This window comes from Gemmatimonadota bacterium, from assembly GCA_040882465.1.
Taxonomy (GTDB): domain Bacteria; phylum Gemmatimonadota; class Gemmatimonadetes; order Longimicrobiales; family Gaopeijiaceae; genus JBBEBG01.
In genome coordinates this window covers 81,087-104,201 of record JBBEBG010000016.1, presented here as the reverse complement: position 1 = coordinate 104,201, position 23,115 = coordinate 81,087, and the positions used below count along the sequence as shown (strand labels likewise).

The 23,115-nt window shown below is 66.6% G+C and carries 16 protein-coding genes; 5 read left to right on the top strand and 11 right to left on the bottom strand.

Translation table 11 applies throughout. The features are described 5' to 3' along the window. Positions 1–361: 361 nt before the first annotated feature. From WEG36_04680 to WEG36_04650, 7 genes are all read right to left on the bottom strand, one after another. Positions 362–922, bottom strand: a complete 561-nt coding sequence (locus WEG36_04680; protein ID MEX1256897.1) for an SRPBCC family protein — start codon at positions 920–922, stop codon at positions 362–364. 151 nt (positions 923–1,073) lie between these two features. Next, positions 1,074–1,670, bottom strand: a complete 597-nt coding sequence (locus tag WEG36_04675; GenBank protein MEX1256896.1) for a signal peptidase II — start codon at positions 1,668–1,670, stop codon at positions 1,074–1,076. 154 nt (positions 1,671–1,824) lie between these two features. Then, a complete protein-coding gene (locus WEG36_04670; GenBank protein MEX1256895.1) occupies positions 1,825–4,554 on the bottom strand; it encodes an ABC transporter permease in 2,730 nt (909 codons plus the stop codon). Between the two features lie 7 nt (positions 4,555–4,561). Then, the gene (locus tag WEG36_04665) at positions 4,562–4,894 is read right to left on the bottom strand and encodes a PadR family transcriptional regulator (GenBank protein MEX1256894.1); all 333 of its coding nucleotides are present in this window, start codon (positions 4,892–4,894) and stop codon (positions 4,562–4,564) included. A gap of 165 nt (positions 4,895–5,059) precedes the next feature. Next, positions 5,060–6,637, bottom strand: coding sequence for a D-aminoacylase (locus WEG36_04660; protein ID MEX1256893.1), 1,578 nt, complete (start codon positions 6,635–6,637; stop codon positions 5,060–5,062). Beyond that, positions 6,637–8,898 carry a penicillin acylase family protein gene (locus WEG36_04655; GenBank protein ID MEX1256892.1) on the bottom strand — a complete coding sequence of 754 codons (2,262 nt, stop codon included), beginning with the start codon at positions 8,896–8,898 and terminating at the stop codon, positions 6,637–6,639. Before WEG36_04655 ends, WEG36_04660 begins: the two co-directional genes overlap by 1 nt. A 29-nt stretch (positions 8,899–8,927) precedes the next feature. Continuing rightward, a complete protein-coding gene (locus WEG36_04650; GenBank protein ID MEX1256891.1) occupies positions 8,928–10,181 on the bottom strand; it encodes a dienelactone hydrolase in 1,254 nt (417 codons plus the stop codon). 333 nt (positions 10,182–10,514) lie between these two features. Between WEG36_04650 and WEG36_04645 the strand changes: the two genes are divergently transcribed. Both WEG36_04645 and WEG36_04640 read left to right on the top strand, forming a co-directional pair. Beyond that, positions 10,515–10,853, top strand: a complete 339-nt coding sequence (locus WEG36_04645) for a PadR family transcriptional regulator (protein MEX1256890.1) — start codon at positions 10,515–10,517, stop codon at positions 10,851–10,853. Continuing rightward, positions 10,850–13,597, top strand: coding sequence for an ABC transporter permease (locus tag WEG36_04640; GenBank protein MEX1256889.1), 2,748 nt, complete (start codon positions 10,850–10,852; stop codon positions 13,595–13,597). The genes WEG36_04645 and WEG36_04640 overlap by 4 nt, the downstream gene beginning before the upstream one ends. Before the next feature lie 16 nt (positions 13,598–13,613). Here the strand turns inward: WEG36_04640 and WEG36_04635 are convergent, their stop codons facing one another. Together WEG36_04635 and WEG36_04630 are read right to left on the bottom strand one after the other, a co-directional pair. Beyond that, positions 13,614–14,924, bottom strand: coding sequence for an amino acid permease (locus WEG36_04635; protein ID MEX1256888.1), 1,311 nt, complete (start codon positions 14,922–14,924; stop codon positions 13,614–13,616). 23 nt (positions 14,925–14,947) lie between these two features. Then, positions 14,948–17,500: a DUF5916 domain-containing protein gene (locus WEG36_04630; GenBank protein ID MEX1256887.1), complete on the bottom strand. Its 2,553-nt coding sequence runs from the start codon at positions 17,498–17,500 to the stop codon at positions 14,948–14,950. A 374-nt stretch (positions 17,501–17,874) separates the two neighbouring features. Between WEG36_04630 and WEG36_04625 the strand changes: the two genes are divergently transcribed. After that, positions 17,875–18,714, top strand: a complete 840-nt coding sequence (locus WEG36_04625; protein MEX1256886.1) for a DUF5715 family protein — start codon at positions 17,875–17,877, stop codon at positions 18,712–18,714. On the opposite strand, the gene WEG36_04620 is transcribed toward WEG36_04625, so the two are convergent. After that, a complete protein-coding gene (locus WEG36_04620) occupies positions 18,708–20,003 on the bottom strand; it encodes an FAD-dependent oxidoreductase (GenBank protein MEX1256885.1) in 1,296 nt (431 codons plus the stop codon). The two genes, WEG36_04625 and WEG36_04620, sit on opposite strands and share 7 nt — an antisense overlap. 42 nt (positions 20,004–20,045) lie before the next feature. Next, on the bottom strand, positions 20,046–20,327 hold the full coding sequence (locus tag WEG36_04615; protein MEX1256884.1) for a hypothetical protein: 282 nt from the start codon (positions 20,325–20,327) through the stop codon (positions 20,046–20,048). A gap of 195 nt (positions 20,328–20,522) precedes the next feature. On the opposite strand from WEG36_04615, the gene WEG36_04610 reads away from it, so the two are divergent. Together WEG36_04610 and WEG36_04605 are read left to right on the top strand one after the other, a co-directional pair. After that, complete coding sequence (locus WEG36_04610) at positions 20,523–21,788, top strand: aminoacetone oxidase family FAD-binding enzyme (protein ID MEX1256883.1); 1,266 nt, start codon at positions 20,523–20,525, stop codon at positions 21,786–21,788. Positions 21,789–21,790: 2 nt separating this feature from the next. After that, the gene (locus WEG36_04605; protein ID MEX1256882.1) at positions 21,791–22,918 is read left to right on the top strand and encodes a DNA alkylation repair protein; all 1,128 of its coding nucleotides are present in this window, start codon (positions 21,791–21,793) and stop codon (positions 22,916–22,918) included. The last annotated feature ends 197 nt before the right edge of the window (positions 22,919–23,115 follow it).

Below are 23,115 nucleotides of genomic sequence, written 5' to 3'. Positions count from 1 at the left end.
GTCGAGAGCGGCGCCGACGGTCTGGAAGTGAACCCGTTCACCCCTTTGAAACAGTGCCAGGAACCGTTCCAACAGCCACCACCGCTGGGCACCGTCCACCGCTGCTGAGGAATGCCCGCCGAGAGGAAGGCGGCGCGGTTGAGCCACCTTCCAGGGGAACTCGCAGCGGTGCGCAGCGATCCCTCGGCCTCCGGAGCCGAAGGTCACAGGTTCGAGCCAAGCGGAGGGAGATGCTGAGGCTGTGTTCCGGCATGTCCACCCGAGAGACCACCGAGGATCGCCGCAGGCGACCGCAGCTAATCCTGTCGGGCGCATACGTTGTCGAAGAGCGAACGGTTTGATCCGAAATTGAGGACCCGACTCAGCCCCCGGGCGTGAGGGTCCCGCCTTCGGCGAGCGTCTTCATGTTCTGCAGAGCGTTCGTAAAGGTGGTCGTCCGTCTCTGGCGGTCCTGTTCCCGCGCGGCGTCGTCCGCGAGCATCGAATTGTCGTACATCAGCGTGTAGACAAGCTTCGACGTGGTGGCGGTCACCGGGCGAGCTTCGAGGGTGCCGTGGTAGAGATTGTAAGGACGGCCGTCCCGCACAGGCTGCGTGTAGGTATACGAGAGAGGCGTCTTGCCGACGAGGATCTCGTTGGCGACCGAACGCACCGAGCCGATTTCGCCCTCCGTGCCGGAGAGCATCGTGCAGCCGCTGGCGATCGGCAGCCACTCCGCGATGTCACAGTATTTCCCGACCCGTGCCCAGGCTTCCTCCGCGGGGCGCGCCACGTCGATCTCCATCACGATGGAAACGTAGGTGGGATTCGCCACCGCGCTGCTGACCGCGCCCGCCTGGGCCGGCGCCGGATTCTGCGCTGCCAGTCCCGCGGGAAGGAGGCCAATCCAGAGTGACGAAACTACCGCGTAGCTGAGTCTCATAAGGTCCCCTGAGGTGGGATGCCCGATCACGCATGAGCGATGGCCGAGAGGAAGTTGCTGGCGAGAATCGGTGGCACAGATCCAGCCCCGGCTGCTCAACTGATGGGATGGACGGGCCGCCCGTCAAGGGGAACGGGGCGGGCGGCCAGGCTCAGTACTGAACCCCCCGCCTCAGGATGCGCCGCTCCCAGGCTGCAAGGCGGCGCTGCCCCGCCTTACCGGCCTCGTGAAGAAAGGGCGCGATCATCCCGATCCCGATGAGGATGAATAGGTCCGCCACGTTAAACACGACGTGCATGTGGAGAGGGGCGCTCCCCCAATCCACTACGAGCGGGCCCGCCCCGATGAAGTCCACTACGGCACCCCGGAAGAACAGGTCGGCGAGGTTGCCCATCCCCCCCGCCACGATGAGAGCCACGCCATAGGCGTGGCGTGGGCTCAACAGTCGTGCGATGCGGTGGCTCAGGAAGAGAAAGCCGGCGAGCCCGGCCAGGCGCACGCCGGCGACCACGAGGGTCGAGATCTCGCCGTCCCCTGCCGAAAGGGCGAACCCCTGATTGTGGACTACTCCGAGGGTCAGGGCTCCGAGCGGGACTAGGGCGTCGTTCGCTCGCTCCAGAGCCCAGGATTTGCTTGCCCAGTCGGCCAGGACGGCCGCGATCGCGATGAGCCCCATCAGGCGAACGACCTGTCGGTCCCGAAGCCGTCGTGCGCAGTCGATCAGTGGAGTGGTGAGTCGCTGAATCATGTCTTCGAAGGTGGCCCGGAGGCTCCAGATGCCCCCGGACGGAGGCGGAGAGTCCTCGCGAAGAAGTGCGACAAACCCAATTTTTACTGCAGGATGCGGGCCGCGGTTGCGAGCGCACACCGCGCCGGGGTTCGCTACCGCTCGCGCGACACGATCAGTCCGCCCGTAAGGCTCTGATCGGCTCCACGGACGCCGCGCGATTGGCCGGTATCCAAGTCGCCGCCAATGTGACGCTCGTGACGGCCGCCGCGACCGCGGCTGCGAGAGCCGTGGTGGACACGGACGGCGCTCCGATCTGCGCGGCCACGAACCTCAAGGTGACGAGGCTCAAAGGAAGCCCGACGGCCAGACCCAGCCCACCGAGCCGCGCTCCCTGGCCGAGGAACATCGCGGTGATTCTCCAGCGAGATGCGCCGATCGCCGATCGGATTCCGACTTCCCGGGTCCGATCGTTCACCGAGAATGCGACGACGGCGTAAAGTCCAATCGCAGAAAGGAGGAGGGCGATTAGACCCCCTCCCGCCGCTGCCCCGCCCGCGCTCACCACGGTCCTTCGGCTCCGGGCGTCCATCTCCGCAAGCGTCGCGCTCGAGACGGCCAGGTCGGGCGCCTCCTCGCGCACCATCGCGAGGATGGCTGAAATGTGAGGTTCCGCCGGGCCCTCGGTCCGGATCAGGAGCCCGAATCCCACCCCCTCCAGCGGAACGTACGCGAGCTCGGACCGGGCGCCGAACCCGGTACCGACCCCGGCGTGCCGGTCCACCACGCCGATGACCGTCAGCTCGGTGGGGGAAGGCGCATCGGCTGCGATAGAGCGGGTGAACCGTCCCCCATCCGTGGGTCGGGGTGAAGCGGAGAATGCGTGGGAAAGTATGCGCCTTCCGACCGGATTCTCATTCCCCCATAGGCGCCTGGCGAGCTCCTCCGAGAGGAGGATCGTCGCGCGGGGAGCGGGCGGCCGCTCGGACGGATCGAAGTCCCTCCCCGCTACGATGGGGAGCCCGAGGGTCGCGAAGTATGCGGGTGCGGTGTATGCGACTTCGAGACCGAACGCCCCGTCCGGAGTCACGCCCGGCACGGCATCCGCGGGGTGTGCGGAGACTCGAAGGATTCCGGTCCCAGCCTGCGGAATCGCGCTTCGAATTCCTGGCGCGCCCACCAATCGCTCCCGAACGCGCTCGGCCCGCGCGATTCGCTCGTCGCGGGAGAGGCTCTCTGCCGACGGACCGAACTGGAGCCAGAGGATCTCCTGGCTCAACGGGGTGGGGGCGAGTCCGCGGACCTCCCCTAAGACGACCAGGAGGACAGCCGCGAGGCCCACGAGCAGCGGCTGCGTCACGGCCACCTGGCCCACCACGAGCGCCCGTTGGAGGTGCATGCGCGAGCCGGATACGGCGGCGGCCGAGTCCTTCAGAATCTCGGACACGGCGACTCTGGTGCCGTGGAGCGCCGGCGAGAGGCCGCAGAGAACACCCGTTCCGAGCGACAGGGCGAAGGTGAAGAGGGCCGCGGGCCAGCCGAGCGTCGCGTTGATCTCCGGCAGGCGCGGGCCGACGATGCGGACGGCCGCCCAGACGACGAAAATACCCGCGAGGCCGGCCGATCCAGCGAGGAGGCAGGATTCCGTGAGGAGCTGTCGGATCACCCGGGCGCGCGAGGCGCCGAGGGAGAGCCGGGCGGCGATCTCTCGCCGCCGCGCCGCCGCGGCTCCCACGAAGAGGCTCGCGACGTTCGTGCAGGTGACGGCGAGGCTGAGCAAAGCGATGGCGAGGGCGATCCCAGCGGCCTCGACGGGCTCGCTCGACCCCCGGCGGTTGTTCATGCCGATGAGAGGCACGACATCGGCGGACCACACGGAGCCCTCTCTTCGCCCCGTAGCTGCCTCTCCCGCGTGCGCCGCCACAGCTTCCGCGGCGGCCGTCGCCTGATCGGGGGTGACACCGGGACGCACGCGGGCCACGGCGGAGAAGAGCGTAGAGTCGTAGCTCGCGAGCGCGAAGGCCGTGGTCCCCTCGACGACCGGACGGGCGCTGAGCGGCAGCCAGAGGTCCATGGCGCTCCCCGTGGCGTCCGGGCCCGCGAACCTTGGCGGCGCGACGCCCACCACGTCGAAGACGTGTCCGTTCACCCGAATGGTCGTGTCCAGGACGTCCGGCCTCCCTCCGAGCTCTCCCCACCAGAAATCATACCCGACGATCGCCGCCAACGGAGGATCGGCGGCGTCGGGCGGCGCGGCCAGTGGGGCGACAGAGCCAACGATCGGCCGGACACCGAGGAGCGGGAAGTAGTTGTCCGTCACGAACTGGGCACGGGCCGACACGACCGCGGCGCCCTCGCGATCAAGGGTCACCGTCAACAGGGTGGATGCCCACGCCGCCACGTCCGCGTAGAGGTCCTCTAGCGCCGCGTGATCCCGCACCTCGGGATAGGAGAGAAACCGGAAGACTCCGCCGAGGTCCCTCCGTTCCTCATGCGGGCGGATTCGCACGAGGGAGGGGTCCCGCTCGATCCCGGGCGCGGGCATCGTGGTCATGGAGTGGATCAGGACGAACAGGGCGACATTGATCCCCATCCCGAGCGACAGCACGCCGAAGATCGTGCTCGCCAGGATGGGTCGGCGCCGGAAATAACGGAGCGCAAAGGCCGAGTCGGCTACGAGGCGATCGAGCCAGCGCCCCGCGCGAGCATCACGGGCTTCCTCCTGGAGAAACGCGAGGTTCCCGAACGCCCGTCGCGCGGCCCGGTCGGCCGCCTCCGCGGACATTCCTCGTGCTCTGAGTCGTTCGGCCGCCCTTTCGAGATGTTGGGACATCTCCTCCTTCATCTCGCGCTCCTGGCGCCGACGCTGGACGAAGGAGAAGAGCCCGAGGCGCGGCCGCTTCATGGCAGGGTCACCGCGCCCGCAGAATCGAGCCGACTGCCGCCGCGAATCGTTCCCAACTCTCGCGCTGCTCGGCCAGATGCGCGCGTCCGGCGGCCGTGAGCGAATATACCTTCGCGCGTCTCCCGGCCTCCGTTTCCTTCCAGGTGGCTCGCAGGAGACCTCGCTCCTCGAGCCGATAGAGAGCCGGATACAGGGAGCCGGCGTTCACCTGCAAGACGTCTTTCGTGATCGCCTGGATGCGCAGGGTCAGATCGTAGCCGTTGGTCGGCTCGCTCCGCAGGAGCTTCAGGACGATGAGCTCGAGGGTGCCCGGAAGGAACGAGGAGTTGTCGGGGGTCATGCGGTAACTCCACTACGCCTAGTTTATCTAGTAGAGCGAAGTTCCAAGGTGAAGAGCCACCACTGGGCTGTCCAGTGGAGCGCGCTGATCGATGGCGGTGAGGATCGCCGCGGAACGGGATGTTCTTGCGCGTATCCCCGTGCAGGTGTCCCCGGAGTCGTGCCGCTATTCGGTCCGTGGATAAGAAAGGGCCGCGCCTCCTCGGTGCAGCACCTGTCCCGCGAGGGCATCGGTGAACTGGCCGCCGTCGATCGCGAGTGCGCCATTCACGAGCACGTGGACCATGCCCTCCGAATAGCGGTGCGGGTCGTCGAAGGTCGCCGGGTCGTTGACGCGGTCGAGGTCGAATACCAGGAGGTCCGCGATCGCTCCCTCTCGGACGGCGCCCCGATGCTCCATTCCGAAGACTTCGGCGGCGAGCCCGGACATGCTCCGAATCGCCGTTTGAAGATCGATCACGCCCGCCTCCCGCACGTAGAGCCGGATCTTGCGCGCGAAGGTGCCGTAGTTGCGGGGGTGCGGGACCCCCTCGCCGAACGCCGTGAGATCTCCATCGGTGGAGGTCATCGTCCAGGGCTGACCCATGAAGCGGACGATGTCCTCCTCCTGCATGTTGAAGGAGATGATTCCGGGCGAGGCTCCCTCCTGAATCAGGGCGATGGCTCCGTCGAGGTCGTTCAGCCCGCGCTCGGCGGCGACGTCGGCCAACGTTCGCCCCGCCAGCGGCCCCGTGCCGCGGAACATGATGCGGTCTCCCCCGCCTCGCCGGGCCAAGTTTTCCGCGACTCCTTCGCGAATGCGGGCGGCAGTGGGAGGATCCGCCATGCGTTCGAGCAGACTCCCCCCCTCGCGCGCCCAGTCGGGGACGAGCGCGGCAACGAACCCCGTGGACGAAGCGTCGTACGGATATTGATCGGCCCAGACTTGCACGCCTTCGGCGCGCGCCGCCTCGATGTTGGCGATCATCTCCACGGAAGCGCCCCACACGTTGGGACCGAGCGCCTTGATGTGTCCGACGATGCCCGGGAGCCCTGCCTCCCGGGCGATCCGGATGACCTCGTCCACCGCGGCCACGACCCCGATGCCATAGTCCGCCTCGTCGCGGATGTGACTCGAATACACGCCGCCATAGGGGGCCGCCACCTTCGCCATCTCGATGACCTCTTTGGTCGTAGACCAGATCCCGGGCGTGTAGAAGAGGCCGCTCGAAAGGCCGAACGCGCCCTCTTCCATCCCGGCGCGCACCATCTCCTTCATCCGGTCCAGTTCCTCAGCCGTCGGTTCGCGGTCCGACTGACCGAGCACCTCGCTCCGGATCGAGCCGTGCGGTACGAGCTGCGCCACGTTTACTCCGAGCCCATGCTCGAGGAGTCGTCCGCGCTGCGCGGCCTGATCGATGGAGCCGCCGCCATCCGGATTGATCACGACCGTCGTGATGCCCTGGGCAAGAAGCGCGTGCGCCGTGCTCAGCTCTTCCGTCGCGAGTCCGCCCCCCGCATGGGAGTGGACGTCGATGAAGCCGGGCGCGACGTGGAGCCCGGTGGCGTCGAGCACGACCGTGGCGGTCGCATTCGCGAGCGACCCGATCGTGGCGATCTGTTCGCCCCGGATCCCAACGTCGGCCTGGAAGGGCGCGCCCCCGCTCCCATCCACGATCGTTCCGTTCAAAATCACCAGGTCGTACGGCTCATCGGCACAGCCGCCCAGGAGGAGCGCGGCGACGAGCCCCACACGCCATCGCATCACCATTCCTCCCCGGGGTGGTAGCGGTACACCGTCGCGCCCTCGATCTCGGCCTCGCTCCAGAGGACCGGCTTCATTTCACCGGCGGCGAACATCGCGGCCTGGTTGGCATGGAAGGGAGACTCGGGATCGGGGCTCTGCCCGTAACCCAGAACTGAATAGGCGCGCGGCTGCTCGCCGAACTCGACGGCGATCACCCAGCCGTCCCCACCGTTTACGACGCGCTTTCCGTCTTCCGCGGTCGTGAAGTTGAGCACGCGAAAGCAACCGAGCGCTCCGCCGCACCCTCCGACGGGGACGTCTACCTCGCCTCGGCGCACCCGGTGCACCTCACCCCATGCCACATCCCAGCTCCCGAACCGACGTGCCGTCTCCGGCACCGCCCAAACGAAGGCCTCGGCCGCGCGAACCGGGTCCGCGAGGCCGCGTGGAGTCGTGGCCGGCTCCTCCTCGTTCCAAGGGACCGCGTGGGGTTCCTCGTCATCCATGAGGGAGTTATAGCGGCTCCACCAGGTCTCGAAGAGAAGCGCCCCGCGGCTCCCCGGAGCAACGTCGTTGCCCCACGCGCTCATGAGATCGAGGGCGGCGGCGACCTCTCCTGTGGGGGAGGTGCGAGCCACTGCAGCCATCAGGTCGTCCTTGACCCGATCCGCGAGCAGCATGCGCATGCTGTGTTTGGTCTCGACCACATCCTCGAGGCTGAAAACCCGCTCGTTGTGAAGGAGCTCGGCCGCGTGCTGGCTGCGCAACCGGAATGCCGGGTCCTGGACCCAGAAGGAGAAGGAGTGGTCGAGAACGGCGTTCAGGTTGGCGAAGTGGGGCGAGTCGTTTTCGTTGTGCACGTATCCGCCGGGCGGATTCAGCACCTGCGGCAGCGAATCGAAGGGCACGAGGTCGGCCCAGACCTGGTCCGTGCGGGTGGCCAGGATCGCGAGCGAATCCCCGCCCGCCGGGTGGGGGAGCGCCGGTGGCGCGGAGACCCAGACGTAGAGGATGTTTCCGTCCCGGTCGGCGTAGGTGAAGTTCGACGTGGTTCGGGCCTGGATGTCCATGGCGTTCCGCCATTCCTCCAGGTTCGTCGCCTGCATCATCCGGAGCCATTGCTCGCCCGCACGGTACTCGCCGTTCGCGGCCGGCCGGAAGACGTAAACGAAGCCACCGGCTCGATGCACAACCGGGCCGAATGGGCTGGTCAGGAACTCGCGCGTTTCCGTGAGGATCGCGTCGCCCTCGCGCACCTCCACCGTCACTACTTCGCGCTTCAGTGGAATCGCCGCATCGTCCACCAGGAGGTAGTCGGTCAGCTCCGGATGCGCCCGGAATGCGTAGAACTCGTGCGGGCGCGTCGAATTGTTGGTCGTCGCGAAGCCGAGGAAGGGGTTGAAGCCGCCGATGACGGTGAAGGGCCCGCCGATCCGGTAGTCGCCATAGAAGTCGAGCTTCCCGGGCACCCGTACGTGGGCCTCGTAATAGCCCGCCGTCCATGCGAGATGGGGGTTGCGGAGCAGAATCGCGTTGCCGCTGGTGGTCCGGCTCGGCGCAAGGGCCCAGGCGTTGGATCCGACGTTCTGGTCGTCCTGTGCTTCCTCCACAAGAAGGGCGAAACCATCGAGGGGCGCGTCGGTCGGGGTGCCTGCCGTCGAAAGCGGGAGCCAGGCGCCCCCATTCTCGACCAACAAGGGCGGGGTATCTGGGCTCGCTTCGATCCGCGCGCGGAAGCTGTTCATCGCCCCCTCGCTCGGCCACGCCACGTCGCGAGCGAGAACGTCGTAGGCGGTGAAGTCCGGGCGCATCCACTCGGGCAGGTCGGCGTTGTTCGCCCGGATGAAGTGATTCACCCCCTCGGCGAAGCCCTGGTAGATCTCGCGGGTGTCCTCGTGCAGTAGAGGAAAGGTCTCCACGGCGCGTGCGTGGCGCAGGCGGGAACGTGCGTCCGCATCCACCCGATCTCTCCCCTCGACGAGCGCCATCCGCCCCCGTGCGGCCTGAAGACCCTCGATGATGCCCGGCCCGTAGTCCTCGAGCTGCACGTAAGCGAGAGCGAACGCGGCCGCACGGAGGTTCTCGGCCAAGATCTGCGGGACGCCATACGTGGTCCGCCGGATCTCCACCTGCCCGGCCACGTCGGGGAGGGGGATGGGCGGGTTCGCACCACCGCCGGTCGACACCCGCGTTTGGTCCGGGGCTAGGGCGGTCGCGCACCCGGCGACCAAGAGAAGAAGTGCGGCGCCGGTCCGACGTCGGGATCGTGATGCGTCCATGGCGCTCTATCCTAAGTCAGGGCGCGCGATCAGTCGCGAACCATCATCAGGCCCACGGCACCGCGCCCGGCAAAGCCCTTCCACCCTCCCTGGCCGGCGTCAGCGCCATCTTCCGGCAGATCCAGGTAGCCGCGCTTGTCGGTGTCTCCCTTCAGGTGCAAGTCCAGAAACGCGGTGGCGAAGTGTTGCAGGATATTGTTCATGCGCACCGTGTCCCAGACCGAATCCGTGTAGTGAGTGGCACCCTGTGGATTTGCGGCATCCAAGAACTCCACCGGAAGCGGGATAGGTGCTCCCGCGTTATGGCCGGCGTTCTTGAACACCAGCATGTAGCGATCGCTGTTGATGGCCCCTTCATAGAGGGCCCGGACGCCGTTCTCATATCCGGCGGTCGCGTCGGCATCGCCCGCTACGAACAGGGCTGGCAACGTCAACCCCGCGAGACCGGCGGCGTCCCAGAAGCCGGTCTGCATCCCCCAGGGCCCGACCGGAATTCCCGCCTTGATGCGCGGATCCAGCGTATTCCGGTATTCCGGATTGTTGGCCGCGAAGTCGTTCAGCAGACGGTTGGGTGGTGCGCTGCCAGAAGTGACGCCCGTTTCGCTGTAGCCGGCACCGAGGTTATTCACTGCGCCGTACCCACCCATGGAGTAACCGATGATGGCGGTGTGGTCCGCATCCACGACGCCGTTCAGAAAGTGGCCCGCTTCGGCCGTGAAGCCCGCGATGGCATTCAGCACGGCCCGCTGATCTGGTGCGCGGTTGTATAGGGTGCTGCCGAAGCTCTGCTGGTCATCGTAGGTGCTGTCCCTATGATCGATCGACGCCACGACGTACCCCTTGCTCGCCAGGTTCTCGCCCAGATGACTCAGCAGAAAGCGGTTTCCCGGATAGCCATGGGAAATAATCACGAGCGGAAAAGGGCCGTCCGCGCTGGTCGCCGCATCTCTCACCGCACGTCCCCTCAACGTGGCCATGATGTCGGGATTGCGAGTGATGGTGGTGTATTCCGTGCCTGGCACCTGACCCTGCGCCAGCGCTGCCGGATACCAGACTTCCACGGTCAGCACTCGGTCGTAGACCGGCACCGGCTCGCCGGCACGCGCGTTCAGGATGTCCGGTCGTCCGGAATCCGTGAGCGCAAGGGTCCGCACACCGATCTCGTACGCCCCGAACGCGGCCAGTTCCGGCGCGTCGGGCCGCACGATATCAATGCGGTTGGGCTGCGCGGAGGCAACGTTCCCATTGAAGGCCAGAAGCAGGCATAAGAAGAGTCTCTTCATGGCGATTTCAGCGTCGGTCGTGAGAGAGACGACCCGGGCGGCCCACCCGCCTTCAACTCCATTCATGGGTTGACCGTCAGTATGTCCCGGACTTTACCCCCAGATTGGTTCAGCTGTATCAGCGATCGTGAGGAAGGGCAAGAGCCGGTCTCTTGGGTCAGCCGAAGAAAGCGGCGCCTTGTGACCGGATCTGGGAGGCGGCGGTAGAGAGCTCTCGACTCGAGGAACTCGCGCGCAGCCTGCTCGCTCACGAAAAGCTCCGCTCCGAGTCCCATTGCTTACCCATAGGGCGCGTATTACCGTCTTACCTATTGGCTTCCGATAGGAGAGGCGATGGCCGAGAAACAAGACGTGTGGCAGGGCACCCTTTCTCTCATGGTGCTCAAGACGCTCCAGACGATGGGTCCACTCCACGGGTTCGGGATCGCGCGACAGATCGAACAGGCGAGTCGCGACCTCTTGGTCGTCCACTACGGGACTTTGTACCCGGCGTTGCTCAAGCTCGAACAAGAAGGCTACGTCGCGGGGAAGTGGGGAATGTCGGACAACAACCGTCGCGCCAAGTTTTACTCGCTCACGCCCGCCGGAGCGCGTCAGCTGGCCAAGGAGAGAAGGGAGTGGGAGCAGACCAGTCGAATCATCGGCTGGATCCTCAATCCGGAGCCGGCATGAACAAGCTCAGAGGTTGGGTCTCGCGGCTCGCGGGGAGCTTCGTCGGGAGCCGCTGGGACCGGGAGGTCGCGGACGAGCTCGAGAGTCACCTCCAGATGGAGATCTACGAGCTCGTGCGCAGGGGGATGGCACCGGCGGAGGCCCGGCGCCGGGCGATGATCCACTCGGGTGGCATCGAGGTCGCGAAGGAGGCGGTTCGCCGCCAGAGAAGCCTTCCCGGCCTCGATTGGTTTCGGCGGGACGTGCGTTACGCCTGGCGAGGCTTGGTTCGACGGCCAGGTTTCACCGCCGTGGCTGTCCTCACACTCGCGCTCGGCATCGGTGCCAATACCGCGATCTTCTCACTCTTCGATCAGGCTTTGCGGGATCCACTTCCGGTGCGCGACCCCGCGCGACTCGTCAATCTTGGCCACCAGGTCCCGGCAACGCGTTCGTCTACCAACATGGCGGGCGGGACGGAGGCCGCCTTCAGCTACGACGCTTTTCGCGGCCTGGAGAGCGAGCAGGGATCGCTCGTCACGCTGGCCGCACACCGAGCGGTTGACAGCACCGTCGGGATTGGGGAGGAAGCCGTCCCGGCGCCGGCCATGTTGGTCTCGGGGTCGTACTTCCCCACGCTGGGGGTTGGCGCAACGATGGGCCGGCTCTTGGGACCCGGAGACGATCGCGTGGAGGGCGACCATCCCGTCGCTGTCCTCGAACACGATTTCTGGGAATCTCGCCTGGGGTCGGACCCCGCGGTGGTCGGTCGCACCCTCGTCGTGAACGGGACTCGGCTCGAGGTCGTCGGCGTCGCGGCCGACGGCTTTCGAGGAACGACTTTCGGGATCCGACCCGCCGTCTTCGTGCCGATGGCGATGCGCCGCCAAATCGCGCCCGACTTCGACGGAACCGAGGATCGGACTTTCCATTGGATTTACATCTTTGGACGCCTTTGGGACGCCGTCAGCGTCGAGTCGGCCTTGGATGCGCTGAGTCTCGCCTACCGAGAAATCGCGTCGGAAATCGAAACCTCGCCGTCGGTCGGAGGTGGCGACGCACGGATCGCCCCCACGTCCGAGGGCGGTCTGACGGTCGAGGACGGTCTGACGGTCGAGGACGGGCGCCGCGGCCAAAGCGTCGTTCACAGGGTCGCAAGGATTCCGGCTCTCCTCCTCTTCCTCACCGCGGGGGTGGTGCTCTTCATCGCGTGCGCCAACATCGCGAGCATTCTCCTGGCGCGGGGCGTCACCCGAGGGACCGAGATGGCCGTTCGCCTTTCGATCGGGGCGGGGCGGTGGCACCTCGTGCGGCAGCTCGTCGTCGAGGCGATCGTGCTGGCCGTGCTCGGCGGCGGCCTGGGTTTGATCGTCGCAAAGGGGTCGATCGCCGCCATCCTGGCGATGTTGCCCCCTGAGGCATCGGATCTCCTACGATTCGAGCTGCGCCCATCCGTCCTCTGGTTCGCCGCCCTCCTCTCGGTTGTCGTAGGCATTCTCTTCGGGGTGGTCCCCGCCCTTCAGGGCACGCGCAGCGAGCTGATGACCGCGATCCGTGTGGGCGCCCCGACTCTGGGGCTCACGCGCGCCGCGACCGTCTTCCGCGCCTCGCTCGTGAACGTCCAGGTCGCCCTCTCCATGGCGCTCCTGATTGCCGCCGGGCTCTTCCTGAAGAGCCTGGCGAACGTGCGAGCCGTCGATCTCGGAATCGCCATCGAGGACGTCGTGACCTTCACGATCTCGCCGGAGCTTATCGGTTACGCCCCCGACGAAAGGCGGCAACTCTTCGAGCGGCTGGAAGATGAGCTCCGAAGCCTTCCCGGTGTCGTCGCGGTCACCTCCGCCGAAGTGCCCGTGGTCGCGGGAAGCAGCCGGGGGGACAACGCCCGAGCGGAGTCCTCGGGGAGTGAGCCGACGATCGCCAACGTGAATCTGAACATGGTGGGACCCGGTTTCGCCGACGCCCTCGGAATGGAGGTCGCTCAGGGAAGGGAATTCGCGACGTCGGACCGGCCGGGTGCGAGAGGGGTGGCGGTCGTGAACGAGGCCTTCGTGGCCCGATTCGATCTCGGCCCCCGTCCGATCGGGAAGCGGGTCGGGGTGGGGGGTGCCGACGGCCCGCTGGACCTCGGGATCGTGGGCGTCTTGCGAGACGCCGCGTACAGCCAGGTAAGAGGGCCGGTGCCGCCCGTCCTCTTCCTTCCCTGGCTTCAGGGTGGGGAAGGTCGGGCCCTCACCTATTATGTGCGGTCGTCGCTTCCGGCCGCGGAAACCATGACGGGCGTCCGGAGGGTGGTGCGGGGAATCGATCCAGATCTTCCCCTCGAACGGCTGCGGACGATGCGAGATCAGGTCGGGGAGGTGATGGCCCCGGACCTCCTGATGAGCCGTCTCTCGATCGCTTTCGCGATTCTCGCCACTGCGCTCGCCATGCTCGGCCTCTACGGCGTCATGGCGTATTCGGTGGCGGCGCGCACGCGGGAGATCGGCGTGCGAATGGCCCTCGGCGCCCGTCTCGCGGAAGTCCGCGCGATGATGGTGGTTCGCGCCGCGCGATCCATCGCGCTCGGGGGCGGCGTCGGGCTTCTCCTCGCCTACTTCATCGGGCGGGCCGCCGAGGCTCTGCTCTTCCAGGTGGACGGGACCGATCCGCTCGTCTTCGCCGGCGCCGTTGGGTTCTTGAGCCTGGCCGCGCTCGCGGCGGCCTACCTCCCCGCGCGTCGGGCATCCACCATCGACCCGATGACGGCCCTTCGGAGCGAGTGAGCGAACGCGCTCGATCCTAAGCGCTCGCCCCTTTCGTGGCGCCGCCCCCCGCCACCTTCATCGCGGCGTAAATCCCGAGCCCGGCGGCGACGGCCAACAACGTGGTGCGGATGTCGGCCCAGGTGCTCGTGGAAATCAGCCAACCGCAGAGAGCGATCGCCAGCACGGCCGTGATCGTGCCGCCAGGCGCGAGGAATCCGCCGCTCGGCGCTCCGGCGCGTTTCCGGAGCACCGGGAGCGCCGCGCAGGTGGCCGCGTAGGTGACCAGCCGGATGACCGTGCTGATGGTGAGGGAGGAGATGAAGCTCCCCTGGAGCGTAAGCACGAGCATCACCACGGCGGAAACCACGATCGCCACGTGGGGCGTTTTGAAGCGCGGGTGCGTAGCCGCGAACAGACGCGGGAGCTGGCCCTGCTCGGCCATGGCGAAGGGGAGCCGGGGTCCCACCATCACGATCACGTTAAGCGTTCCCGTGATGGAAACGAGCGCGCCCAGCGAGATCAGTGCGGCACCGGGCGTGCCAAGGAAGCCGGCGGCGGCGTCCGCGAGCGGGCGCTGAGAGGTGGCGAGCTCGGCGAGCGTACCGATGCTGACCAGTTGGATCATGATGTAGAGCGCCAGGATGATGCCGATCGCGGTGAGCAGCGCGAACGGCGCGTGTTTCTGGGGATCGCGCGACTCGCCGGCCGGGATGACCGCCATCTCAAAACCGCTGAAGGCGAAGATCAAGAGGAGAACGGCGTTCGAAAACGAACCCAGGGCGGGAAAATCGTCAGGCGTGAGGTTCTGCGGTTCGATGAAGAAGAGGCCAACCAGCACGAAGAGGATGAGCGGGCCGAGCTTGGCCAGCGTGAGTGTGTCGTTGACGAGCGTCGAGGCACGGACGCCGCGCACATTGAGCGCGGTGAAGGCCAACACGATCAGCGCGATCATCACCGAGCGAGTCGCGCCGGTCGCCGCAGCCGGAAAGAAGAAGCCCAGGTAGTCGAGCCAGAGGTTGCAAAGGGCGGCGAATGCCGTGAGGCGCGCCAGCCAGAGCAGCCAGCCCATCTGGAAGCCGGCCAGCGGTCCGAACGCTTCCCTCGCGTAAAGGTAGGGTCCTCCCGTCGTGCCGAATCGGCTGCTCACCTCCGCGAAGCAGAGGATGATGAGCACCACGCAAACCGCACAGGCGACGTAAGCCAGGAGGCTCCACACACCCGCGACCGCGAACACGCGCGCGGGGAGTCCGAAGATGCCGGCGCCGATCACGGCATTCAGGACCAGGGCCACGAGGTCCCAGCGCCTGATGCCACGGACGAGTCCTTCGCTTGCCTGTGTCTGCATGGGAGCGCCGCCCTCCGTTTTCGTTAGAGCACCGGAAGCCAGAAGGATGCCTTCACGAGGAAGATGTTCGAACCCGGCGTGCTGATCGAGCCGAAGAGATCGCCGAGGCTCACTGGCGATCCGATTGTCTCGCGGTCGTCGCGGCTTTGCTGCCAGACCAGGTACAGTGTGCTTCCCGGCCGCCACTCCCATCGGAGCACGACATTGCTCTGGAAAGACGAGGTGTTGAAGTCGCGGTTCGCCAGAGTGAAGGTGGATTCCCCGAAAGTAACCGTGCGCCTTCCCTCTTCGTCGATCGCCACCCCGGTGCCATCATCCTCCCCGTAAGTGATCCGGTCGAGACTCCCGGGGGCCCTCAGTTCGCCGTGGTCGTAATAGTGTCCAGAAGCGGTGAACGGCTCGGCGTAGATATCGAGGTTGACCTCGGGCTTCAGCGAGAAACTCAACCGAAACTCCATCGCATACTGCGTTTGATCGATGTACCCGAAGATATAGCGGCTTCCGAAGGTCTCGGGGCGGCCGCCGTCCAGCGTCGTCACGAATTGTTGAGAGCTGGTGCTTCGTGAATGCGACGGACGCGCCGAAAGCTGCCACCGGGGGCCCGGTTGCACCGTGAGCCTCATGTTCGTGCTGAATGAGTGCGCGCCCAGCTCGTCTCCGGAGAAGGACATTGCCCCACTCCAACCGGTTTCCGCGGTGAGGGGGGTGCCCACGTTCAGGTTCGAGGACCATCGGGCCGGGCCGCCCATGAGGGGCCCGCCTCTCGTCAGCGAGGCGCTCTCCGTGCGGAAGTTGCGGCTGTACGAGATGGACGACGTCCAGAAGTTCAACCACGTCACGTTGACGTTGAGTCCGGCCGAGCCCGCCTGACGGTTGCCGTCGAAATTCCACTCGTTTCCCTGGTTCAGGCGGATCTGATAGCTCCGGAAGACGAAGCCGGGCTGCGTCTCCCGATAGGTGACGTTCCAATTGGGCATGATCCCATCGGCCCCCGTCAGATTCGCGATCTCGTTCGAGTCGTACATCGGGTGATCGATCTTGATGGACGCGCCGAAGAGCCAGTGTTGTCCGCTGGAGCGGTTGAAGTTCGCCTGCATGGACCACCCCTGGAGCGACTCTCTCGTCGGGTCGTAGAGGTATTTCGGGTCCCGATCGGGGCGCTGTAGGTAATGTGAACTCGAACGCTGAACCCGAGCGACCGCTTCCGACTCGCCCGCGAGGTAGGAACCGACGATGGCCCAGGTCAATTGGTATTCGCCGCCTCTGAACCTCACGAGGCCATCGTTCCCGAACACGACGGCGTATTTCGGACTCAAGAGCGCCAGGGGATCCTCCTCCTCGAAGTCTCGCAGGACCCCGCCCACGAGGAAGCTGACGCTGGAGCCCGACGATCCGAGCTCCTGCGCGACCCTCGCGACCCCCCAGGCGGCACGCGCGCCGACGCGCACCCTGGAGAACCCGGGCGCGGACCCGTCCTCGGCCACGTCCGCCACCTCTGCGAACTCCTCGTCGGTGACGGCGGCCAGGATCCCGATCGACGTCCCGGAAGAGAGTCGGCCAGTGAGCTTCGCCGCCCCGATGATCCGGCTATCCGAGGGACGGTCCACGTAATCGCCCGACGCCGGTCCCGCGGGGGGAGCGCCGATGCGCCGGGTGTAAAAGACGTTCGGATGGCTCAAATTCAGCAGGTTCGATCCTTCCGTGAAAAAGGGCCGCCGCTCCGGAAAGCGTGTGGCGAAGTCCGAGAGGTTCACCTCGGCGGGATCGGCCTCCACCTGGCCGAAGTCCGGGTTGAAGGTCGCATCCAGTGTGAGATTGGGACCCACCCCCACCTTGACGTCGAGACCCATCCGACTGACCAGGTTCTTGCCGTCGTCGAAGGGATCCGCGAGGTCCCGGTCCCCATTCTTGGTCGTGGATCCGACGACGAAGGGGAGGAGCTCCACCCGTCGGCTCGGGCGCACCCCCTCGATCCCCTCGAGATCGCCGAAGCGCGAAGCCCATCCCACCTCGGTCCTCGGCACGAGAACCCAGTAGGTCTCCTCCGACAGCGTCGGAGTGAAACGGCGAACGTTCAACCCCCAAACCTGGACCGGCCGGTCGTTGAAGCGGAGTTGCGTGAAAGGGATCCAGAGCTCGGCGGTCCACCCCCGATCGTCCACGCGGGTGCTCGCCTCCCACACCGGATCGAAACCCTCGTCGCCGCCCTCCGAGTCGGACCCGTGGTAGCGATCGACGCGTACGCCGGAGGCGGTGACGCCGAAGGTGTACGCCGTTCTACGGTTCAGGAAGGTGTCGAGCGACACCTCGAACTGTTCCGCGGTCGTGCCCGCTTGGTCCCGCCGCCCGAGCGGGGCCTGGATGGCGGCTGGGTTCGTACTGTACATGCGAGCGCCCACGTACAATGCATCGTCGTTGTAGACAAACCGAACCTCCATTCGCTCGGTTGGCAGGGCGCCTTCGTTCGGTTCCTTCTGAGTGAAGTCTGTGATGGGGATGGCGAGGGTCCAGGCCTGTTCGTCGAGGCTCCCGTCTAGCCGGATGACCCCCTGGGCGGTCCGCTGGGCGGTCGCCACCTTGCCACCCGCGGGCGGCGCGGTTGGGGCTTCCGCCGCGCCAGGCGGAAGAGGCGAGGGGCCCGGTTCCTGCGCCCGCGCGACGAGCGGTATACAGACGCATCCCACGAGGACAAGTCGTACGCTCCACGGCATGTGTGTCCACCCCAGTTGCAGTCGTGAATTCGGCGCCCCGAGTGGCATGGCTGGTGCCCAGTTCGTGGGCTGTACGTAGGTCTCACAGTGACCATTCGGCAAGGTGTCCCTCGGCGCCGGTGGCCTGCCCCGGCTGAAAGTGGACACTAGTTCCGCATCCACGAGGCAAGTCGCCTGGCCCGTTGGATCCCTTCCGTCCATAATGGGAGAATCCAGTCAGGTTCGACCCGGAGCCCGCCATGCGCACCTCGCCCTTCTACCTGATCCTCTTGCTCTCTTCCTGCGGATGGGTAGAACGGGAACGGGAAGTCGCCGCGCAGGCCGCGAGGGAGGCGACGGTGATCGAGATTCAGCGGGCGATCTCACAAGCCATCGCGGCAGCCGATCGGTTTGCGCGGACCGCGGACCGCATCCTCTCGCCCATGCCCGTCATGACCCCGGGGGAAATTGGAACCCTTCGCCAGTTCCTGAACACCACGCACGTCGCGCGTGCTCGTGAGCTTGGCGTGCGGGTGGGCACCCGTGTGGAGTTGGACTCCCTGGTGGCCGCGGGGCGACTCGTGGCTCTCGAGGACAGCACCCAATATTGGATCGTTCGCCCCGGCACGGCACCCGCACATGTCGTCCCCGAGATGCGGGTGCTGCTCGAAACGCTCGGCCGCCGCTTTCAGGCTCGACTCGCCCAGATGGGGCTCCCGGCGTACCGGATCGAGGTCACCAGCGCCCTGCGTACTACGGAACGCCAGGAGCGGCTCCGAGAGGCCAACGCGAATGCGGCGGCCGGGGTCAGCTCGCACGAGTTCGGCACGACCGTGGACCTCTCCTACGCGGCATTCGCACCACCCGTGGTTCGTCCTCCCGAGATTCTGGCGACCGTGCCCGCCGAGTTCGCCGCCTTTGCCGAGCGGATCGTGGATCTCGCGCTCGAATCGGTCTCGGCCCGGAAGTCGCGCGAGCTGGGAGCCATCTTCAGCCAGGTGCTCCGAGATGCGCAGTCCGAGGGACTCGCTCTCGTGATCTACGAGAACCAGCAGACCGTCTATCACCTCACGGTCGGCCGGGCCGTCGCAGTTCAATGACCTGGCGGCGGCGCGGGCCGGGGTGAGCCCTCGGAAATCGGGAGCGATGGACGGCTCCGCACGTGCTCGGGCCGAATTCCCATGCCTGCGAGGCGCGCAGGGATCCGGCGAAGCCAGGGCCACCGCGCTAAGAGGCGAACGGGGAGGGGGGGCGTCACCGGCTCGGGCGAGCCGAGGGTAGGTCCAATGATGTTGTTCTGAAGGAAGAGCTGCATCCACTGGGTCAGACGGGTGGGGACGGACCGGCGGCTCTGCACACGACGCAGGTGTTCGGACGAGAGCGTTCCTTCCCGAAGCGGGCCCGCCACGACATTCGCCAGCGCAACGGCGTCCTGGATTGCGAGATTGATCCCGACGCCGCCCACGGGGGACATGGCGTGCGCGGCGTCCCCGATGCAGATGAGACCCGGCCGGTGCCAACAGTCGAGTCGGTCCACCCGTACGGAGAGAAGCTTCACGTCATCCCAGGAGCGCAACTCGAGAATGCGATCATCCAGGAAGGGGGCGACGAGCGCGATCTCGTTCCGAAACGCCTCGATGCCACGGGCGCGGATCACATCGCTAACGCCCTTGGGAATCACGTAGCCGCACTGCCAATAATCCCCGCGGTGGATCATCACCAGGATGTGGCCGCCTTCGATGCGCCCGAGCGGGACGCTCGGATCTGACTCCTTCCGAGAGATCCGCATCCAGAAGACGTCCATCGGCGCGCCGAGGTCACGGACCGGGAGCCCCGACAGGGCCCGCATGGTCGAATCTCGGCCATCGGCGCCGACGACGAGTGGCGCCCTCACCTCGAGCGGCCCCTCCGGCGTCCTCACCCGCACCCCCGCCACCTCGTCCCCGTCGTGGAGGAGCCCGGTCACTTCCGCGTCCATTCGCATGCGGAAGGTCGGGTACAGGCGTGCCTGATTCTCGAGGAAGTCGAGAAAATCCCATTGCGGAAGAAGCGCGGTGAATCGGCAGCGCGTGGGAAGATGCCGAAAATCTGCCAGCGTGACCTCGAACCCCCCGACGACCACGCGAAGCTCCTCGATCTCCTGATGTGGGAGCTTCAGAAACTCCTCGAGAAGGCCGAGCTCGTGAATCACCTCGAGGGTGGACGGATGAATTGTGTCCCCGCGAAAATCGCGCAGGAAATCCGCATGTTTTTCCAGGACGACGACCTCGACCCCCGCACGCGCGAGAAGAAGCCCGAGCATCATCCCGGCGGGGCCGCCGCCCGCGATGCAACACTGTGCCTTCCGCTGGCCGACCGACACGGATCGAGGGTCCTCTTCCACGGGCACGTCGTGCATTCCGCGAGGGGCGGCCCCCGGCCAGGGGTGGCCTCAGCGTGCCGGTGGCTGCTCCGGCGAGTCTACCACGGCAGGCCTTCCCCGGTCGGCACGCACCCGCCACGCGCTCGATCCGGCTCCTCCGAGTCTTCCGACCCGCGTCTCGAGGGTCATTTCGTAGAAGAGGATGGATGGGTCCGATCCAATCCGCTGCAGGCTGCGAACGATGCTCTCGGCCTGAGCCTGGGATCCTGTTTCCTTGAGAACCTCCGCCATCAGGTCCGACGGATTGTGGAGCACTTCGTCCTCATGCGAGATCGTAAATGACTTCTTCAAGTGGGTGTCTCCGCGGAGAGGGGCCCCGTCCCATGAACCTTCCTCTACCCCACCGAGATCAACTCGGCCCCACCTGGGTTCCGTAGGCACCGGTCGAGCGAGTTCGCGGCGTCCACACCGAAAGGCCTCCGCGACCCATGGCCCAGGCGCCGGAGGTACGGTATTCTCGCCGCTCACCCCGGCGGGAGTATGCGTTTGGAGGAGCGAGAGGGCGGGCCGGTCGTCGTCATCGGGGCAGGGGCGGCGGGGACGATGGCGGCCATCTTCGCAGCGGGGGCCGGTGCGCCCGTCCTTCTTTGCGAGCGTACGCGGGATGGCGGGCGGAAGATCCTCATCAGCGGGGGCGGGCGCTGCAACGTTCTTCCCTCCCGAATGGAGCCATCCCGGTTCATCACGGCTTCCTCTCCCAATACGATGCGAAAGATGCTTCGCTCGTGGCCCCTGGAGGGGCAGAGACGGTTCTTCGAGGAAGAACTCCAGCTACCCCTCGTGCTCGAGCCGGACTCGGGCAAGCTCTTTCCGGCCTCGAACCGCGCGCGGGATGTGCGAGACGGCCTCCTGGAGCTCGCTCGCCGGCGGGGCGCGAGACTTCGATTCGGATCCGCGGTCGTGGGGATGCGTTCGCCGGAAGGTGGCCGCGGTTGGCAGGTGCTTCTGGAGGACGACGGTACGATCGAGGCCGGCGCAGTCGTCATTGCAACGGGGGGCCTTTCCGTACCTCAGACGGGCAGTGACGGTACGGGGATGCGCATCGTGGCTCGGCTCGGCCACACGCTGCACGAGACCTATCCGGCCCTGACTCCTCTCACCGGCAAATCAGGGGTCCACCATTCGCTTTCCGGGGTTTCCCTCGACGTGACGCTCCGGGCGCCCCCGCCTGGCGGCCCGCTGGAGACGCGAGGCGGCTTCCTCTTCACCCACCGCGGCTACAGCGGGCCCGCGGTCCTGGACATCTCACACCTGGCCGTCCGATCGCACGGCGACCCGCGCCAACAGATCCTCGTTCAGTGGACGGACGCGGACACCGACACGTGGGACGAGCGCCTGCGCGCGTCCAAACAAGGCACCGTAGGCTCGATCGTGCGGCGGGCCCTGCCGGCGCGACTTGCGAACGCCCTCCTCGCCGAGGGGGGGCTCGATCCCGGGGAGTCACTCGCACAGCTCCGTCGCGAGGATCGTGCAAGTCTGGTCACGACCCTTTCCCGGTACCCACTCCCCTGGACGGGCCACGAGGGATACAAGAAGGCCGAGGTCACGGGCGGAGGTGTCCCACTCGAGGAGATCCATCCCGGGACCATGGAAAGCAGGATCGCGCCCGGACTCTTCCTCTGCGGCGAGATTCTGGACTGCTTCGGGCCCATCGGGGGCTACAACTTCCTCTGGGCCTGGGCGACGGGGCGCGCCGCCGGACTGGGCGCGTCCGGGTCGCTGGAATCGCTCCGCGCTCGCGGGAAGGCTTGAGAATGTCACACGAGCTGCGCGACTTCTACGACGGAAAGGTGGTCCGCGAGATCGCGCGCGATCTGAAACGCGCGCATCGTGCATTCCCCGCCGAACGTTTCGTAGAGGATGCCCTCGAAGGATTGGCGCCTCTCTCGCTGACCGGCCGCGCCGCGCACATCGCCGCGGCGATGCGGCGGCACTTACCTTCGGATTTCGCCGACCTCGCGACCATCCTCGAGCGTTCGCTGGGACCGCGCCACTCCGGAACCGATTCCTTCGGGATGGGACCCTTCAAATACTTGCCGCACACCATGATCGCGGCTTCGGACGGGCTCGGTCACTTTGAAGCCGCGATGCGGCTCCAGTACGAGCTCACGCAGCGCTTTTCCGCGGAATTCAGCATACGCGCATTTCTCAACGCACATCCTGAAGCGACTTACGAACGGCTCGTCGAATGGAGCTCGGACGGCAGCCCTCACGTTCGGCGATTGGTCTCGGAGGGGACGCGACCGAGACTTCCGTGGGCACCTCGGCTGCGGCACTTCCAGAAGGATCCCAAGCCGGTGCTCGCGCTCCTCGAACGCCTGAAGGACGACCCCGAGCGCTACGTGCAGAGGTCGGTGGCGAACAACTTGAACGACATCTCGAAGGATCACCCCGAGCTGGTGGTCACCCTGTGCCGGCGTTGGCTCGATGGCGCATCAGAAGGTCGCGCCTGGATCGTCCGCCATGCCCTGCGCTCGCTCGTGAAGGCGGGCCACGCGGGAGCCCTCGATCTCCTCGGCGTGGGCACGGCCCCGAGAGTGCGGATCGAACGGCTCCGAATCTCACCCAAGCGCGTGAGGAAGGGGGGGCGCGTGGAAATCACCTGCGAGCTCGCCAGCATGGCCGGGGCCGCACAGGACCTCCTGATAGACTACGCCGTCCACTACGTGAAGGCGGATGGCCGCACGCATCCGAAGCTCTTCAAGTGGAAGCGCGTCAATCTGGGGCGCGCGGAGGCGGTCCCGATTCGGATCACGATCAAGCTGGGAGACCTGACGACTCGCAAACACTATCCGGGAAAACATCCCGTCGAGCTGCGGATCAATGGCAGGAGTTACGGGCTCGGGGCCTTTGGACTCGTGAAAGGAACGCCCCCGACCTGAGGGCAGAGGCCCCTTCGCCGGGCGAGGAGCTACTCAAAACCCGGGTGCTTGGAGCCCCACCGAGGCAAAGGTGTCGCACCCCTGCGCGTCGCCGGTCTCGAGGCCGCGAGCGGGCGGTTCCCGACTCGCTGCAACATGTGGAACCGTGAAGCGCGACCCAATACGGACTTACCCCATCCGCCGGGAGACGCCTCGAC

Bases quoted from the DNA above. Each gene is read 5' to 3' on its own strand.
- WEG36_04650 (MEX1256891.1), bottom strand. From the start codon at position 10,181: ATGAAGAGACTCTTCTTATGCCTGCTTCTGGCCTTCAATGGGAACGTT.
- WEG36_04640 (MEX1256889.1), top strand. From the start codon at position 10,850: ATGAACAAGCTCAGAGGTTGGGTCTCGCGGCTCGCGGGGAGCTTCGTC.
- WEG36_04665 (MEX1256894.1), bottom strand. From the start codon at position 4,894: ATGACCCCCGACAACTCCTCGTTCCTTCCGGGCACCCTCGAGCTCATC.
- WEG36_04680 (MEX1256897.1), bottom strand. From the start codon at position 922: ATGAGACTCAGCTACGCGGTAGTTTCGTCACTCTGGATTGGCCTCCTT.
- WEG36_04635 (MEX1256888.1), bottom strand. From the start codon at position 14,924: ATGCAGACACAGGCAAGCGAAGGACTCGTCCGTGGCATCAGGCGCTGG.
- WEG36_04670 (MEX1256895.1), bottom strand. From the start codon at position 4,554: ATGAAGCGGCCGCGCCTCGGGCTCTTCTCCTTCGTCCAGCGTCGGCGC.
- WEG36_04660 (MEX1256893.1), bottom strand. From the start codon at position 6,637: ATGCGATGGCGTGTGGGGCTCGTCGCCGCGCTCCTCCTGGGCGGCTGT.
- WEG36_04605 (MEX1256882.1), top strand. From the start codon at position 21,791: ATGTCACACGAGCTGCGCGACTTCTACGACGGAAAGGTGGTCCGCGAG.
- WEG36_04655 (MEX1256892.1), bottom strand. From the start codon at position 8,898: ATGGACGCATCACGATCCCGACGTCGGACCGGCGCCGCACTTCTTCTC.
- WEG36_04675 (MEX1256896.1), bottom strand. From the start codon at position 1,670: ATGATTCAGCGACTCACCACTCCACTGATCGACTGCGCACGACGGCTT.
- WEG36_04645 (MEX1256890.1), top strand. From the start codon at position 10,515: ATGGCCGAGAAACAAGACGTGTGGCAGGGCACCCTTTCTCTCATGGTG.
- WEG36_04625 (MEX1256886.1), top strand. From the start codon at position 17,875: ATGCGCACCTCGCCCTTCTACCTGATCCTCTTGCTCTCTTCCTGCGGA.